General features: G+C 52.8%; 17 protein-coding genes. 8 read left to right on the top strand and 9 right to left on the bottom strand.

Features of this window, described 5'->3' with window-relative positions; all coding sequences use genetic code 11:
* Window positions 1-104: 104 nt before the first annotated feature.
* From DA718_RS06795 to DA718_RS06785, 3 genes are all read right to left on the bottom strand, one after another.
* A complete protein-coding gene (locus DA718_RS06795) occupies window positions 105-1,874 on the bottom strand; it encodes a coiled-coil domain-containing protein (protein WP_227015982.1) in 1,770 nt (589 codons plus the stop codon).
* 203 nt (window positions 1,875-2,077) lie between these two features.
* The gene (locus tag DA718_RS06790) at window positions 2,078-2,482 is read right to left on the bottom strand and encodes a hypothetical protein (protein WP_112216464.1); all 405 of its coding nucleotides are present in this window, start codon (window positions 2,480-2,482) and stop codon (window positions 2,078-2,080) included.
* Window positions 2,483-2,776: 294 nt separating this feature from the next.
* Window positions 2,777-3,688 carry a LysR family transcriptional regulator gene (locus tag DA718_RS06785; protein ID WP_112216473.1) on the bottom strand — a complete coding sequence of 304 codons (912 nt, stop codon included), beginning with the start codon at window positions 3,686-3,688 and terminating at the stop codon, window positions 2,777-2,779.
* A gap of 115 nt (window positions 3,689-3,803) precedes the next feature.
* Between DA718_RS06785 and speB (DA718_RS06780) the strand changes: the two genes are divergently transcribed.
* The 8 genes from speB (DA718_RS06780) to DA718_RS06745 all read left to right on the top strand — a co-directional run bounded on the left by speB (DA718_RS06780) (window position 3,804) and on the right by DA718_RS06745 (window position 11,596).
* Window positions 3,804-4,754 (top strand): agmatinase, encoded by a 951-nt coding sequence (gene speB / locus DA718_RS06780; protein ID WP_112216463.1) that lies wholly within the window; start codon window positions 3,804-3,806, stop codon window positions 4,752-4,754.
* 10 nt (window positions 4,755-4,764) lie between these two features.
* Window positions 4,765-5,613 (top strand): sugar phosphate isomerase/epimerase family protein, encoded by an 849-nt coding sequence (locus tag DA718_RS06775; protein ID WP_112216462.1) that lies wholly within the window; start codon window positions 4,765-4,767, stop codon window positions 5,611-5,613.
* Window positions 5,614-5,625: 12 nt separating this feature from the next.
* Window positions 5,626-6,702, top strand: coding sequence for an isopenicillin N synthase family dioxygenase (locus tag DA718_RS06770; RefSeq protein ID WP_112216461.1), 1,077 nt, complete (start codon window positions 5,626-5,628; stop codon window positions 6,700-6,702).
* A 9-nt stretch (window positions 6,703-6,711) separates the two neighbouring features.
* Window positions 6,712-7,515, top strand: a complete 804-nt coding sequence (locus tag DA718_RS06765) for an ABC transporter substrate-binding protein (RefSeq protein WP_112216460.1) — start codon at window positions 6,712-6,714, stop codon at window positions 7,513-7,515.
* A gap of 24 nt (window positions 7,516-7,539) precedes the next feature.
* Window positions 7,540-9,060, top strand: coding sequence for an amino acid ABC transporter permease/ATP-binding protein (locus tag DA718_RS06760; RefSeq protein ID WP_112216459.1), 1,521 nt, complete (start codon window positions 7,540-7,542; stop codon window positions 9,058-9,060).
* Window positions 9,061-9,789, top strand: coding sequence for a class II aldolase/adducin family protein (locus DA718_RS06755; RefSeq protein WP_112216458.1), 729 nt, complete (start codon window positions 9,061-9,063; stop codon window positions 9,787-9,789).
* Window positions 9,790-9,794: 5 nt separating this feature from the next.
* Entirely contained in the window at window positions 9,795-10,727 is a 933-nt protein-coding gene (locus DA718_RS06750; RefSeq protein WP_112216457.1) for a 2-hydroxyacid dehydrogenase, read from the top strand.
* A 74-nt stretch (window positions 10,728-10,801) separates the two neighbouring features.
* Window positions 10,802-11,596, top strand: a complete 795-nt coding sequence (locus DA718_RS06745; RefSeq protein WP_110277067.1) for an SDR family NAD(P)-dependent oxidoreductase — start codon at window positions 10,802-10,804, stop codon at window positions 11,594-11,596.
* A gap of 21 nt (window positions 11,597-11,617) precedes the next feature.
* On the opposite strand, the gene DA718_RS06740 is transcribed toward DA718_RS06745, so the two are convergent.
* The 6 genes from DA718_RS06740 to speB (DA718_RS06715) form a co-directional block, all read right to left on the bottom strand.
* A complete protein-coding gene (locus tag DA718_RS06740; protein WP_110277066.1) occupies window positions 11,618-11,944 on the bottom strand; it encodes a MerR family transcriptional regulator in 327 nt (108 codons plus the stop codon).
* Between the two features lie 50 nt (window positions 11,945-11,994).
* A complete protein-coding gene (locus DA718_RS06735) occupies window positions 11,995-12,450 on the bottom strand; it encodes a PTS sugar transporter subunit IIA (RefSeq protein ID WP_112216456.1) in 456 nt (151 codons plus the stop codon).
* Window positions 12,447-13,814, bottom strand: coding sequence for a PTS galactitol transporter subunit IIC (locus tag DA718_RS06730; protein ID WP_110277064.1), 1,368 nt, complete (start codon window positions 13,812-13,814; stop codon window positions 12,447-12,449). The genes DA718_RS06735 and DA718_RS06730 overlap by 4 nt, the downstream gene beginning before the upstream one ends.
* Window positions 13,815-13,817: 3 nt before the next feature.
* On the bottom strand, window positions 13,818-14,099 hold the full coding sequence (locus tag DA718_RS06725; protein ID WP_009652557.1) for a PTS sugar transporter subunit IIB: 282 nt from the start codon (window positions 14,097-14,099) through the stop codon (window positions 13,818-13,820).
* 228 nt (window positions 14,100-14,327) lie between these two features.
* Window positions 14,328-15,143, bottom strand: a complete 816-nt coding sequence (locus DA718_RS06720) for an ABC transporter substrate-binding protein (protein WP_112216455.1) — start codon at window positions 15,141-15,143, stop codon at window positions 14,328-14,330.
* A gap of 15 nt (window positions 15,144-15,158) precedes the next feature.
* Window positions 15,159-16,130: an agmatinase gene (gene speB / locus DA718_RS06715; protein ID WP_112216454.1), complete on the bottom strand. Its 972-nt coding sequence runs from the start codon at window positions 16,128-16,130 to the stop codon at window positions 15,159-15,161.
* Window positions 16,131-16,168: the final 38 nt, after the last annotated feature.

The raw sequence follows: 16,168 nt of genomic DNA, 5'->3' as shown, positions 1-16,168 counted from the left end.
CGAATTAAGATCGTCTTCGATTTGAAGGACTTTCACCAGTGCAGCGACAAGACATCGAAAAGAAAATATAAAAATGTCTCTTCACTCAATCTACTATTAATAACCTAAGGCTGTAACTCAAAAGTAATTGAGATCAGCGTGTCTGGGTTAATCTCGGTAGGGGGAGTACTATATAGCGATCCTGCCTGACCATAGAGCGTGACAATCCCACCCTTGAGACCTGATGACAAGACTTTGCCTATAAGAGGATCAATATCTTTATTGTTCACAAACGTTGAATTCATAGTATTCAATATAGGCGTACCATCAAGTTTTTTCTCCAGTATATTCATAGACAAAGACTCGTTAACTTTGTACTGGACCTTCCCTTTTTTCTCAATAACGAAATAAACACCATTAGGCAAGATTTCATATTTCTTACCTTTAATTTTGGCCATGATTCTTTTTTCGATATCAACATACCTTGATGACATTTGATCGTTAAGAGTATTAACGATAGTCTCTATTTCATCTTCTTTAATTTTAATTTTTTTATTGTAAGCATCATTAAACCCTGAAACCAACGCTGAGGGTGTCAGCTTCACATCATTGTCGGCCATTTTATTCACATCTGATAGCGCCTGAGTGAGGTAGAAAACGCCTAGTGCATAGGCATTTTTATTACTTTTATCAGCAAGATTTATAACCTTTTCTTTTATAGATAAGCTATCAAGCGTCGACTGTAATTTTTTATTTTTTTCGTTTAAAGCAAATATCGAAGCATCATATTTTTTCTGCGCCGTATCTGCAGCAGTAATCTGTGCCGACAGCAAGTGGGTGGTGTTATCCCTCGTTTTCTGCGCAGCCTCGGCGGCGGCGGTCAGCTCGGCATTCTTTTTCGTCAGCGCCTCAAGGGCGACTTTCTGCTGACTTTCACCCTGTGAATTCTGCGTTTTCAGCGCGGCAATCTGCGCCGACAGCGTGTGGGTTGTCTCATCCAGCTTTTTCTGCGCAGCCTCGGCGGCGGCGGTCAGCTCGGCGTTCTTTTTCGTCAGCGCTTCAAGGGCGACTTTCTGCTGACTTTCACCCTGTGAATTCTGCGTTTTCAGCGCGGCAATCTGTGCCGACAGCGTGCGGGTAGTCTCATCCAGCTTTTTCTGCGCAGCCTCAGCGGCGGCGGTCAGCTCGGCGTTCTTTTTCGTCAGCGCCACAAGGGCGACTTTCTGCTGACTTTCACCCTGTGAATTCTGCGTTTTCAGCGCGGCAATCTGCGCCGATAGCGTGCGGGTAGTCTCATCCAGCTTTTTCTGCGCAGCCTCGGCGGCGGCGGTCAGCTCGGCGTTCTTTTTCGTCAGCGCCTCAAGGGCGACTTTCTGCTGACTTTCACCCTGTGAATTCTGCGTTTTCAGCGCGTTAATCTGCGCCGACAGCGTGCGGGTAGTCTCATCCAGCTTTTTCTGCGCTGCATCAGCAACCACACTCAACTCAGCATTCTTTTTCGTCAACGCGCTGATGGTATTTTTCTGTCCATTTTCACTTTGCGCATTCTGTGCTCTTAGAGCACTCTGCGTTTTTAGCGCAGCAATCTGCACCGACAGCGTGCGAGTCGTGTCATCCAACTTTTTCTGCGCGGCCTCGACGGCAGCGGTCAGCTCGGCATTCTTTTTCGTCAAGGCGTCAAGACTGGTTTTCTGGGCGCTGTCTTGTGGCCCAATCTGTGCTTTCAGCACCGCGATCTGTGCAGACAGCTCACGCGTCGTTTCATCCCGTTTTTTCTCAGCCGCTTTCGCCGCAGCGCTCAGTTCTGCATTCTGTTTCTTAAGGGCATTTATCGAAGCTTCAGTTTTATTATTCTGATTTATTTTCTTTCTGGCTGTTTCCTGCTTCAGAGGCACTTTTTTACTGCGATTATCTTTCTCTTGATTAACCGAAGTTGGTTCTTCTGAGGCCGACGGATTTTTTATTTCGAGTTTCGATATACTATCAAGGAAATCTCCCCCCTCAGAATGAGCAGGGAGAACAACAAAAAGGGTAGAGAGAGCCAATACAATCGCCAGAGTGCTAAGATCGTATACATTCAGTTTCCCCTTGCGGTATGTCATCTGGCCAGCCCATTGCTAAGTTCAGCTTTTCTTGCCCGGGCTTCAAATTCTTTAATTAATTTCTGGGAAATGCTATTACACTTATCGTTGATCTTATATTCAAAAAGCGGAGTAATTGTTGATTTTACGCTGGCCGACGTTTGGCCTGAAACAGAAGCATAAAACTTGGCATCGCTGATCAAACCATACAGCTCACTTGAGTCCTTCTGAAACTTACTATCTAGCTTAACCAGAGCATCCGCATCCTGGATACATTGCTGTAAAGCAGGAACCTGGGCGGGCTGTTCGTTTTGACTAACTTCCTTTTTTATTAATGCACTATCTGTTTTTTTTATATTAGCACACCCCTGCAACAGGCCAACCGAAATGCAGACTAACATAAATAAGCTATTTCTTATCATTTTCATAATCCGTTAGATAAAATAATTCAAAAATATATCAATCGATTCCAGCAGAAAAAATTTCAATAGACAATGCTATTAGTCGAATTTAATACCAATTCGGATAAAACACACAATTTGATTATTTTTTAACCACAAAAGAGATAGGAATAATCCTGGTACAATGCGATATTTACATCCAATAACTTTCTTAAAGGCAAAGACGAAATAGCGGATTATCTTTTTTATTCCTGATATAAATCGGCAATTTCGCAAAACAAATTAGACCAGGATCTTTCTAAAGAGCCCCATACGTTACTCACTCCACTTCGGTCTGGCCACCGTATTCTTCTTCAGGAGATTACGGAACTCCTTCAAGTAGGGTTCATTACTGCGCCCACGTTTGCATATCGCCGAGAAAGGTGATTGAAAGCCAAACTCATTGGGCAACAGCACCCGCAGGCGATTCTCTTTAATCCACGGCCAGGCATAGTGTTCAGGAAGATAACCGATATATTTTCCGGACAAAATCAGCAGCAGCTGCGCATCAACGGTCTCAACCGTAGCGCTGCCCTTACTGAACCCGCGCCGCCTGAGATCGCTGGTATTCCAGTAGCTACGCGTCACCAGCGGACACTGGCTAATCAGGTCTTTGTCCAATTGCCGGCTGAAGAACATCGGATGCAGATCGCTGCAGTAGAGCCAGTGCTGCTCCCGGTAAAGCGGTTCGCTGATGATGTTATGCACCCGCGAGTTATAGCTACCGATGGCGAGATCGATATGGTTATTCAGTACGCCATTAAGCTGTTCCGCTGGGGTACGGATAATCAGTTTGATATGCACATGAGGAAACTTATCGCTAAAGCTGCGCAGCACCACCGGCAGCGATAGTGCGGTTTCGGTTTCGATGGAGTCGAGGGTTGAGATACAAATCGTCCCGCTGTGCTCACCCTTCAGCAGCGCCGACTGCCGCTCCAGCTCGTTTAGTTCGCTCAGCACGCGGATCGCTTGCTGTAAAAAATGCTGCCCTTTCTCGGTCAGAGCAAAGCCGCCGCGCCCGCGCTGGCACAGGCTAAAACCAAGTTGTCCCTCCAGCTGCGACATCGCATTGCTGATCGCGGAAACAGAAATCCCCAGCTCCTGCTGGGCCCGGTTATAGCTCTCAAGGCGGGCCACCGCTTCAAAAACCTGTAGCTGTCGAATGTTAAGCGTTGCGTCGTTCAGCATGGCGTTTAGTTCACTAATAAATGAACTAAGTATTTGCGGTAGACGATTTAAAGTCCAGCACATCTTTCGCACTATCCCTCCTGTTGAGTTTTGTCTGTCAGATTCAGGAGCTGAAATGGATAACGTCTTTCATCAACCACAAGGTGGCAATGAAATGCCGCGCTTTGGCGGTCGCGCAACGATGATGCGCCTACCATTTATCGAAGATTTACAGGGGCTTGATGCAGCATTTGTCGGCATCCCATTGGATATTGGGACTTCCCAACGTTCCGGGACACGCTACGGGCCGCGCTATATTCGTACCGAGTCGGTCATGATTCGTCCGTACAACATGGCAACCGGCGCGGCGCCTTTTGAGTCGCTGTCGGTGGCAGATATCGGCGATGTACCGATTAACACCTACAGTCTGCTCAAATCAGTGCAGATCATCGAGGATTACTACACTGGTTTAAATAGTTTTCCGCTGATCCCCCTGACCCTGGGGGGCGACCATACCATCACCCTGCCGATTCTGCGCGCCCTGACCAAAAAGCATGGCCCGGTTGGGCTGATTCATGTCGATGCCCATACCGATACCAACGATGAAATGTTCGGTGAAAAAATCGCTCACGGTACCACCTTCCGCCGCGCCGTCGAAGAAGGCCTGCTGGACCTCAAACGCGTTGTCCAGATAGGCCAACGCGCCCAGGGCTATGCCGCCGGTGACTTCCAGTGGGGCGTCGATCAGGGCTTTCGTCTGGTTCAGGCGGAGCAATGCTGGCACAAGTCTCTGGCACCGTTGATGGCCGAAGTTCGTCAGCAAATGGGCGATGGCCCGGTTTATCTCAGTTTTGATATCGATAGCCTCGACCCGATCTGGGCGCCAGGAACCGGGACCCCGGAAGTGGGCGGCCTGACGTCAATTCAGGCGCTGGAGATTGTCCGCGGCTGCCGCGGCCTGAACCTGATTGGCTGCGACCTGGTCGAGGTCTCCCCACCTTATGACGTCAGCGGTAACACCTCGCAGCTGGCTGCCAACCTGCTGTACGAGATGCTCTGCGTTCTCCCCGGCGTGAAATACGAATAGAGGATAAACCATGCAGCTCAACGTCTTTCGCACGCTATGGGGCGTCACCTCCCCGTGGCAGCAAACGGTTAGCGAACTCAAAAGCGTCGGCTGCTGCGGCATTGAAGCGCGGGTGCCGCTCACAGTAGAAGATCAGCAGACGCTGGCCCGGCGCCTCGAAGAGTCGGCACTTGAGTATATCGCCATCGTATTCAGCGGCGGCGGCGTTATCCCTGCCCAGGCCGAAACGCCAGAGCAGCACCTGGAACGGTTAAAAGAACGCTTTACGGCAGCGAAAGCGCTCAATCCGCGCTTCGTCAACCTGCTGGCCGGTAACGACCGCTGGCCGCTGGCGCAGCAGGTCGATTTTCTCGGTAAAGCTCATGAGCTGGCTGCCGATTATGAGCTGACCTGCAGTTTCGAAACCCATCGCGCCACGTCGCTATATAGCCCGTGGCTAACGCTGGAGATTATCCAGCAGCTACCGCAACTGCGCTTTACCGCCGATATCAGCCACTGGATTGTGGTGAGCGAGCGCCTGCTGGATGACCCCTGCGATGACTTCAGCACGTTTATCGACCGGGTCCACCATATTCAGGCCCGCGCCGGATATGACCAGGGCCCGCAGGTACCGCATCCGGCAGCACCGGAGTATCAGGCGGCCTTGCAGTTCCAACAGCGTTTCTGGCAGCAAATCTGGCAGTCGCAGCGCCAGCGCGGCTACCAGCAAACCACGCTCACGCCGGAATTTGGCCCCGATGGCTACCTGCACCACCTGCCGTTTACCAACGTTCCAGTGGCCGACTTATGGTCGCTGAACGCCTGGATGGCGCAGCATGAACAGCAGCATTTTGTTGAATTTACTTCGCTCACTCAATAAGGAACGGTAGAAATGACCGCCGCAAAAAGTTCTTTCACTGAATTACCGACTATCGATATCAGCGACCTGACCTGCGACGATCTCGCTAAGCGCCAGGCGGTGGCCGACACTATCGGCCAGGCCGCCCGCGAGGTTGGTTTTTTCTACATTACCGGCCACGGCATTGCGCCTGAACTGATAGCCGGGATCCGCGACGCTGCAAAACAGATTTTCGCTCTGCCTATGGAGCGCAAGATGGCGTACTACATCGGTCAGTCGAAAAGTCATAAAGGCTACGTCCCCGAGGGGGAAGAGATCTACGGCTCCGGCAAGCCCGATCATAAAGAAGCATTCGATATCGGCTTTCAGGCCGCCGACGATCACCCTTTCGTTATCGCCAAAACGCCGTTGATTGGCGCCAACGAATGGCCGGATATCCCGGAGTTTAAATCCCGGGTGCTGGCTTACTATGAAGCGGTGTTCGCCCTCGGACATCGCCTGTTTGACGCCTTCGCTCTCGCCCTTGGCCTGCCGGAAGGCTATTTCCAGTCGATGGTCACCTGCCCGCCCTCGAAGCTGCGCCTGATCCACTACCCCTTTGACGCCAGCGCCGAAGATGTTCCCGGTATTGGTGCACATACCGACTATGAGTGCTTCACCCTGCTGCTCGCCGACCAACCTGGCCTTGAAGTGCTTAATGAAGATAGCGACTGGATCGATGCTCCACCGCTGAAGAACGCGACCGGAGAAGAAGCTTTCGTGATTAATATCGGCGACATGCTGGAAGTCCTGAGCGCTGGCACATTTGTTGCAACAGCACACCGCGTACGCAAGGTGCCGCAGGAACGCTACTCATTCCCGCTGTTTTTCGCCTGCGACTACCATACGCTGATCCGCCCGCTGCCGGGTTTCCTTGAGGCAGGTGAAGCCAGTGAGTATCAAGAACTGAGCATTGGTGAGCATATGTGGAGCCAGGCGTTGCAGACCTATCGCTACCTGCGCGAAAAAGTCACCCGAGGCGAGCTCCAGCTCCCTGAACGCGCCCGCGGCACCAACACCTTTGGTCATCTGAAAAAACAAGCACAGCAAAAATCCGTTAATAACCCGTGAGGATAAATGATGAAAAAAACGCTAAAAAAAATCTCGCGCCGTGTGGCTTTATCCATCGCCGTCACCGCTTGTTTTTCACCGTTAACCCAGGCCACAGAGCTGCTGACCGATGGCGTATTCAAAGTCGGGATGGAGGTGACCTATCCACCTTTTGAGTCTTACGACAGCAATAACAATATCGTGGGGATCGATCCAGAATTTGCGGCGCTGATCGCCGAACAGCTGAAAGCCAAACCGCAGCTTATTGACACGAAGTTCACCAGCCTGATTTTAGGCATTGGTAAAAAATACGATGCGGTGATTTCCGGCATGTACGTGACTCCTGAGCGGCAGAAACAGGCGGATGCCATCCCTTACGCATTATCCGGCGCGTCAATTATTGCGCTGAAAAACAGCCCCATTCAGCCAAAAACAGAAGATGAATTATGCGGCGTGAAGGTTGGTCTGCAGGCGGGTACCGCCTGGGTTTCCAGTCTGAAAACCCACTCCGACGAGTATTGTCTGAAAAACGGCAAACCGGCGATTAGCATTCAGGAATTCCCGACGGCACCAGAAGCCTCACAGGCACTGATGTCGAAAAACATCAATGCCCAGTTAGAAATCGCCCCGGCGGCGCAAATTATCGTTGAGAAAAGCCGCGGTCGCCTGGCAATCAGCTCCAGCCGTCTGGTTTATCCGTTACCGCTGGGGATTTATGTCGCCAAAGGCAATACCGAACTGGCCGAGGCCATTAAATCAACGTTAGCCACCCTTAAAGCCAACGGCAAATATGACGCCATCATCAAGAAATACAACTTAGAAAGCATCAATTAATACAATAAAGAAACAGGAGTCGGTATGGAGTTCGATTGGGGATACTTTTTCTCATTATTTAGCGTTGGGGCATTCTGGCAAGCATGTGTCACCGTTGTTGTCGTCAGTTCATTGTCCTGGTTTATTGGCCTGATATTAGGTTTTCTTTTAGCCTGCGCCAAACTCTCCGGCCCGCGCTGGCTAAAGGTTCCCGTCGAACTCTATATTTGGTTTTTCCGCAGCGTACCGCTGATGGTATTACTGGTCTTTGTCTATAACTTACCGCAGCTATTTCCGGCCACCCAACCGCTGCTCGGCATTCCGTTTATTGCCGGACTGGTGTCGATGACGGTAACCGAAGCGGCCTATATGGCGGAGATCCATCGCGGCGGCCTGCTTTCCGTCGCCAAAGGGCAAAGCGAAGCCGGGCACGCATTAAGCTTTAGCTTTATCGGTATTCAGCGCTTAATTATTATCCCGCAGGCGTTTCGTATTTCGTTGCCTACGCTGATAAACGAATATATCACCATCATTAAACTCAGCTCGATTCTGTCGGTCATTTCACTGCCGGAGCTGCTGTTGACGGGCCAGCGCCTGTACGCGCAGAACTTCCTCGTCATGGAGACGCTGCTGGCGGTCGCCGTCTATTACGTCATGGTGGTCACGGTCTTTACCTGGCTGTTCCGGGCGCTGGAAAACCTGCTGGATATCCAGCGCAAGCGCCCACAGACGCTCAATGACAACGAATGCGAAACCCTGCGCCAGAATCTGACACCGCCGGTGCAGGCGCAAAAATCGCAGCCTACCAGCGGCAACCCACCGGCCCTGGATTTACGCGCCATCGAAAAATCCTGGGGCCAGCACCACGTGCTAAAAGGCATCGATCTGAAGGTCGAAAATGGCGAGGTGATCAGCATCATCGGCCCATCCGGGTCCGGCAAAACGACCCTGATTCGCACCATTAATGCCCTTGAAAGCATCGATGCCGGAGAAATCATTCTTTACGGCGAGGATTATCTGAAAGGCGCATCCATTGTTGATAAACAGCAAATGCGCGCGGGCGTGCGCCGCATCGGCATGGTGTTCCAGGGCTTCAACCTGTTTCCCCATCGTACGGTGCTCGATAACGTGATGCTCGCCCCGCTCTATCACAAGCTGCTCGACCGCCCTGTCGCCCGGGAGCAGGCGCTGTGGCTACTGGACCGCGTCGGTCTGCTGGCTCACGCCGAAAAATACCCGTACCAGCTCTCCGGCGGCCAGCAACAGCGCGTGGCCATCGCCCGCGCTCTGGCGCTTAAACCGGACATTATGCTGTTTGATGAACCCACATCAGCGCTGGATCCTGAGCTGGTTGGCGAAGTGCTGAAAGTCATTCAGTCCCTGGCCCGTGAAGGGATGACGATGATTATCGTGACTCACGAGATGGACTTTGCCTTATCGATTTCTGACCGGGTAGTGATGATGGAAAACGGCGTGGTGCAAAGCGATATGCCACCGCAGCGCATTCGCAACGATGTCGCCGATCCGTCCCTGACCCGCATTCGTGAATTTATGGGAGTGCAATAAATGGCAACTGAACTGGAGCTACGCCAGCAGCTGGCCGCCGCCTATCGTCTGGCGGCGCTATTCGGCTGGGAAGACACGCTGTATACCCACTTCTCCGTGCGCCTGCCCGGCGACGGCGAGCCGCGTTTTTTGATTAACCCCTTCGGTATGATGTTTGATGAAGTGACCGCCAGCAACTTAATCGTGGTCGATATGCAGGGCAAGGTTGTCGAAGGTAGCGCTCCGGCAAACTCGGCAGGCTTTACCATTCACAGCGCGGTACATATGGCTCGCGAAGATGCCCACTGCGTGATCCACACCCACACCCTGCCGGGAATGGCGGTCGCCGCCTGTGAAGATGGGCTGCTGCAGCTTAACCAGATCAGCACCGAGTTTTATCGGCGCGTCGGCTACCACCCGTATGAAGGCGTAGCATTCGATCTCGATGAACGCGTACGGATCCAGCAGTCGCTCGGCACTAACATCGCCATGATCCTGCAAAGCCACGGCCTGCTGTCGGTCGGTCGGACCGTCGCCGATGCGTTTTACATCATGTATTACCTCAACCGTGCCTGTGAGATCCAGATGGCCACCGCGCAGCTGGCGCCGCTCAGCCCCATTCATACGATCCCTGAGCATTTAAGCCAGCACGCCTGTGAGCAGCTCATGGGGGTTGAACATGAACGCCAGCTGGTGTGGCAGGCGTGGCTACGCCGCCTCGATCGTCTTGATACTTCATATAAAAGCTAATGCCTATGACTCAGTTAACCGTCGTCGTGGATTGTAATGATCCTCAGTACGCCCAGGAAATTTGCGCCGCGTTCGCGCTGTTTCCGGAAGTAAAAGCGGTTCTGCCAGAGGACCCCGCCGCCCGCGAGGCGCAATATGCCAGCTGCTGGTTTCCTGACCCACAGCTGCTGGTCCGCTCGCCTGAGCTGAAACTGATCCAGGCCGCATCTGCTGGCGTCGACCATTTACCCGCCAGCGTTTTTGCCAGCGACGTTCCGCTCTGCCGGGTGGTTGACGAAGATTTTCGCCACGGCATGTTTGAATACGTTCTGTGGGGCGTGCTGTGGTTTCAGCGCAGTTTTGACCGGGCGCTGGCCCACCAGCGCGAAAGAACGTGGAAGATTTATCCGCAGCGAGCGGCGGCCGATTATCACGTTGGCGTCATGGGCCTCGGCGAAATTGGCGGCTATATCGCCGCGCAGCTTGCCGGATTGGGATATAAGGTTTCCGGCTGGGCGCGCAGTGAAAAATCCCTTGCTGGCGTGCGTTGTTATCACGGAGATGCTCAGGCTGGCGAATTTCTTGGCCAACTGGATGCGCTGATCAACGTCCTGCCGTTAACAGAGCAGACGCGAGGCATCCTTGCCCACCCTTTACTGGAGCAACTACCTGACGGTGCAGCGCTGATTAACTGCGGACGCGGCGAGCATATGGTGAATCAGGACGTACTTGAAGCACTGGAGAACGGCAAGTTGTCCGGCGCGGTGCTCGACGTGTTCCCCGTCGAACCGCTGCCGCAGGAAGACCCACTGTGGCAGCATCCGCAGGTGGTTATCACCCCGCATATGGCCTCTATCGCGCAAACGGTGGTGGTTGCCCGTCAGCTGCTGGACAACATCCAACGGCTGCACCAGGCGCTGCCGCTGAAAAATCTTGTTAACAAACAGAGCGGTTATTAATCCCGAAAACGTCAATAGCCTCATATCCGCTGCTACGCTTAATGGTCTGTCCGACAAAAAATAAGGCTATCAGCATGAATATTGATTTATCGGGGAAAGTCGCACTGGTTACCGCCTCCACCGGCGGTATTGGTTTCGCCATCGCCACAGGTCTGGCGGCCAGCGGCGCGGAAGTGATAATTAATGGTCGCAGCGAGCGTAGCGTGAGCGCGGCCATCGCCCGTTTACAGAATGAGGTTCCCGACGCGAAACTGCGCCCGGCGATTGCCGATCTCAGCAGCGCTGAAGGCGTCAATCAGCTGGTGCAGGCTGTTAACGGAGTCGACATTCTGGTCAATAACGCAGGTATTTACGGCCCGCAGGATTTCTATGCAACCGATGATGCGACCTGGGAAAACTACTGGCAAACCAACGTGATGTCAGGGGTACGTCTTTCTCGCGCCCTGCTACCGGCGATGGTGCAGAAAGGCTGGGGTCGGGTTGTGTTTATCTCTTCGGAATCGGCGCGTAACATTCCGGCGGATATGATTCATTACGGCGTGACGAAAACCGCTCAGCTGTCGCTGGCCCGCGGGCTGGCGAAGTTTGTCGCCGGTAGCGGCGTCACCGTCAACAGCGTGCTGCCGGGGCCAACTATCTCTGATGGCTTTGCTGAGATGATGAAAGATGAAGTCGCGAAAACCGGGAAATCGCTGGAACAGCTGGCAAAAGAGTTCGTGATGGCGAACCGTCCAGGCTCGGTGATTCAACGTGCGGCCACGGTGGAAGAAGTCGCCAATATGGTGGTTTACGTCTGCTCGACTCAGGCTTCAGCAACGTCAGGCGCGGCGCTACGCGTGGATGGCGGCGTGGTGGATGATATTGTCTGATAAGCTGCGCCCGGCCGCTGGTTAGCGGTCGGGCGTTTTTGCTGGCTCTTTAACGCTGGTCATTTCGTACTTGCCTTCCGGATCCATGGCGTTCACCGCTTTTTGCAGCTCCGCCAGAGCAAACTTAAGCGAAGCGACCTCTTCACGCAGCGCCTGCACTTCTTGCTCCTGAGTCACCGCACGGTTGGTTTTCGGAAAAGCTTCGAAGACATCTTCTTCGAGGAACATACGAACCTGACGATTATCTACATTCACCAACTGATATTTCAGCCGGCCACTGTTGATTGCGTTATAGATAGTTTTACGACTGACCATCGCTAACTCTATGACGTCGCTGATTCGTAACATCTTGTCCCTCGTCGGTTGCGGCTTCACCGTATTGAGCTCATCATTTTATCTTACTGCGTGACGACGGCATCGGTGAACACTTTTGCAATCTCCTCTGGCGTCATTTTCACGATATCGTTAACTCGATCGCGATCGGCCAATAATGCGAACAAGGATTGAATAATTGCCACTTTTTCGCAAGTTTTATCAATCGCCATCATCACGACTATCTGCGGGACAACGCTCTCTTCAGGCTCGTCGGTACGCTGAAATTCAACCCCCGCCAGGTTAATGCCGATTGCAAAACCGGTCTGGTTAACATGCTCAAACTCGGTATGCGGAATGGCGACGCTATGGGTCTCCATAAATATCCCGGTGGGATAGACTTTTTCCCGTTCAAGTACCCCATCGGCAAAACTTGGTTTAACCAGTCCGTCGGCCTGCAGGCTATCTGCCAGTCGGGTTAACAAAACCGTCCGACTCACGTTCCCGGTAAACTTCACCACCCGCTGTGCGCTAAACATCATTTTCCGGCCTCCACGCTCACTTCTGCTGCCGCTTGCTCATTCTCCTGCGCCAGCTTACGGCGGTTCCACAGCACCAGCACGATGGTGCACAGCGTCAGGATACCCACACCGATCTCTTTGAGGTGGAAGCTCTGGATAATCGCCCACGGCAGCATCGCCCCGGCATAATCCACGCTGCTAATACTGGTGGTCCCCTGCGGCAGCGAGAAGCCGGTGCTCACCGCGGTGCTGGTGACAATCGGCGCCAGGCTGGTACCAATCAACAGCGCCAGACTTAAGGTTAACAGCCCGGTCAGTAGCGTACGGAACATATCACCGCGACAAACTGCCGTCACCAGCACGAAGGCGAACGGTAATCCGGTAAGGGACGCGAACGGCAGGAACTGGTTGCCCGGAATAATCGCCGCCAGTACCAGCATCACCGGGATCATCAGCATCGATACGGACAGCGTCACCGGGTGCCCAACGCTCACGGCTGAATCCAGGCCGATAGCGATTTTGCCGAATGAACCGGCACGCGACTGAGCTATCTCCTGAATACGTTCGCTAATCGGATAAACCCCTTCCATCAGCATTTTCGCCATCCGCGGAATAATGGTCATCACCGCCGCCATGGTAATTGCGGTTTGCAGAATAGCTTTCACTTCGATACCCGCGATAATACCCAACAGCGCACCGATAATTGCCCCCAGAGAGGCCGGATCGCCGAGAATAGATAAGCGTTTCTGGATAACTTCGGTATCAATTTTGATATCGCGAATAACCGGGATGCGGTCAACAATGGCATTCACCAACCACGCGGCCGGGACAAATGATGCGGAAAAACCGTGCGGTACCGAAATAGACGGCAGATTCAGGTATTTCTCAACATCACCACTGGTGCGGTCAGCAATCACCATCGTAATAATACAGTTGATACCGGCGGCAAATATTCCCAGCCACAAGCTGTCGGTAATAATCGTCACCAGGGAACCGGTAAAGGCATGATGCCACAGGTTCCAGATATCCACGTTCAGTACCCGCGTGGTTTTGGTGTACAACATCAGAACGTTAATCGCGACGCACACCGGAATCACCAGCGCGCCGACCCGGGTCCCCATCGCTACCGCTGCGGCGGCAGGCCAGCCCACGTCCAGTACGTTGAGATTCAGACCAAAACGCTCCACCAGCGCATGGCTTACCGGGGTCAGGGAATCGATCATCAGATTAACGGTAATGCTTAAGCCGATAAAACCAATACCAACCATTAAACCGGCTTTTAATGCTTTGCTCAGCGACAGGCGTAATATCAAACCGAGGAGCATAAATATTAGCGGCATCATGACCGATGCCCCTAAACCTACAATGTAATCAACAATAAACATGGCTTAACCCTCGGCGAGAATTAATTCTTTGACGCTGCTGAAAACTTTATCAGTACCCATACCGGTTAATAGCGGTAGAGCGTTAACAACGGGAATAGAAAGCGCAACCGGTGAAGTGGAAACAATAAAATCTACATCGTCGCGGGTTTTGGCTTCAGCCACGGTTCCCTGGGAAATACGCACTTTATCGAGAATATTCTCTTTTTTCAGGAAGTCCTGGAGCTTATTTAACGCAACGGTACTGGTCGCAACACCGGCGCCGCAGCAAATCATCATGTGTTTCATGAGCAATCCTCTCTGTTTTGGTGAGAGGAATTAAAGCATGCAGAGAAGATATGAATTGTGATCAGTGTGTAATTTTACACACTGAATACACAATGAATTGTAGGGTAAAAAGTAAGGCATTGATAAGTAGTGATTTTAAATCATACCAAACGGTTTAATCACGCTAAAAATGTGATAAGTATCTCATTACAGTGTCCGTTCACCTGTATATTTTAGATTTTTTACACACTACTGCACCGTGTCATCGGTGATGCCATATACCGCATACTTTTTCAGCAAGGCGCTGTACTCACCATTTTCACGCAGGGCTTTCAGTGCGGAGGTCAACTGTTGCGTCAGCGCCTGGTTGCCCTTCTTGATGTAAATACCCAGCGTTTGAGGATATATCGTCTGCGGAGAACTGACCTTCAGTCGCCCTTTGCTGCGCTGGGTGAACAGGCTTACCACACCTGCAATATCTACCTGAGCCTGAATATTGCCGGAGAGCAGTGCCTGCAGCGTCTCCGGCGCGGTCGGGAACTCTTTAATCTCAATCGCCCCTTTACCCTGTGCCTGGCAATAGCTCGCCGAAAGCTCATGCAGCTTTTTCACCCACGATGTACCCTGCTGTAGCCCAATGGTTAAACCACAAAGTTCGTTTTCCGTTTGCGGCGCAACTTTGCTATCGCTGCGCACCATGATATAGGCCCCCGTTTTAGCATAAGGGATCGCATCCGCCTGCAGGGTACGCTCCGCAGTGATATAGAGCGCAGAGATGACCGCGTCCTGACGTCCCCCGCTCAGGCCGAGGATCAGGCTGCTAAATTTGGTATCCACCAGCTGTAGCGTCAGGCCCGCTTTTTGGCTTAATAACGCCGCCAGTTCAGCATCAAAGCCGACGATTTTGTCATCCTGCCAAGATTCAAAAGGCGGGTAGGCGACTTCCATCGCTATCTTCAGCTTTCCCGGCGTCAGAGTCGCATCCGCCGCATTGGCCGCCGTGACAAGGCCTGATGCCAGAACCAACGCGGTGGCAAGATAGCGCAATGAGAGATTTCTTTTCATCATAATTCTCCGCTGTTATTGAGAAATACGCCGATGATGGGCATCGGCAAGCTGGCACAGGAGTTCAAACATCATGGTCGCGCCGGTCAGGCTAGTGAGATTGCCCTGGTCAAAGGGCGGCGAGACTTCCACCACGTCGGCACCAATCAGATTCAATCCAGCAAGCTGACGAACGCAGCGCTGAGCCTGCAACGTAGTCATACCGCCAATTTCCGGCGTTCCGGTACCGGGCGCATAGACCGGATCCAGCACATCGATATCGAAGCTGATATAGGTAGGCTGCTCGCCAACAATCTCACGCGCCCGCTGCATCACCTTGTCGATACCCAGCTCGTCCACCTGCTCCATACGGATGATGGTGATACCGTTCTCTTCCGCCCAGCGGTGCTCATCGGCGGAAAACAGCGCTCCGCGGATGCCGATTTGCACCGTGCGTTGCGGGTCGAGAACGCCTTCTTCTACCGCACGACGAAACGGAGTACCGTGGGTAAAGCGCTCGCCGCCGAAATAGCTGTCGTTAGTATCCGAGTGGGCATCAAAATGGATCATCCCCAACGCCTTATCCCGTCCGAGCGCCCGTAAAATCGGCAGCGTAGTGAGATGGTCGCCGCCCGCGGTTAGAGGCATCACCTGCTGCTCATCAAGGGCGCGATACCATGCTTCAATGCGCGCCAGGCTATCCTGCATATCTACCGGATTGATACGCACATCCCCCAGATCGCCAACGCGGGCGTAATCATAGGGAGAACGGCGGGTGGTCTGGTGGACCCGACGCACCAGGCTTGAGGCATTGCGTAGCTCGCGTGGCCCGTGGCGAGTCCCCGCACGGTTGGTGGTTCCGCCATCCCACGGCACGCCCACCACGCCGATATCCAGATCGGCGGCCTGTGGCGCAAAAGGCAGGCGAAAAAAAGTGGGTAACCCGCTAAAACGCGGAATTTCGCCATCCTGCGGCTGCGGGTATTCATGTTCAATTAAGGATGTCATTGCTGTGTCTCCAGGGCTTATCGGGCGATGAAGACATA

The organism is Klebsiella huaxiensis, from assembly GCF_003261575.2.
In the GTDB taxonomy this organism is placed as follows: domain Bacteria; phylum Pseudomonadota; class Gammaproteobacteria; order Enterobacterales; family Enterobacteriaceae; genus Klebsiella; species Klebsiella huaxiensis.
This window is presented reverse-complemented; position numbering and strand designations above follow the sequence as displayed.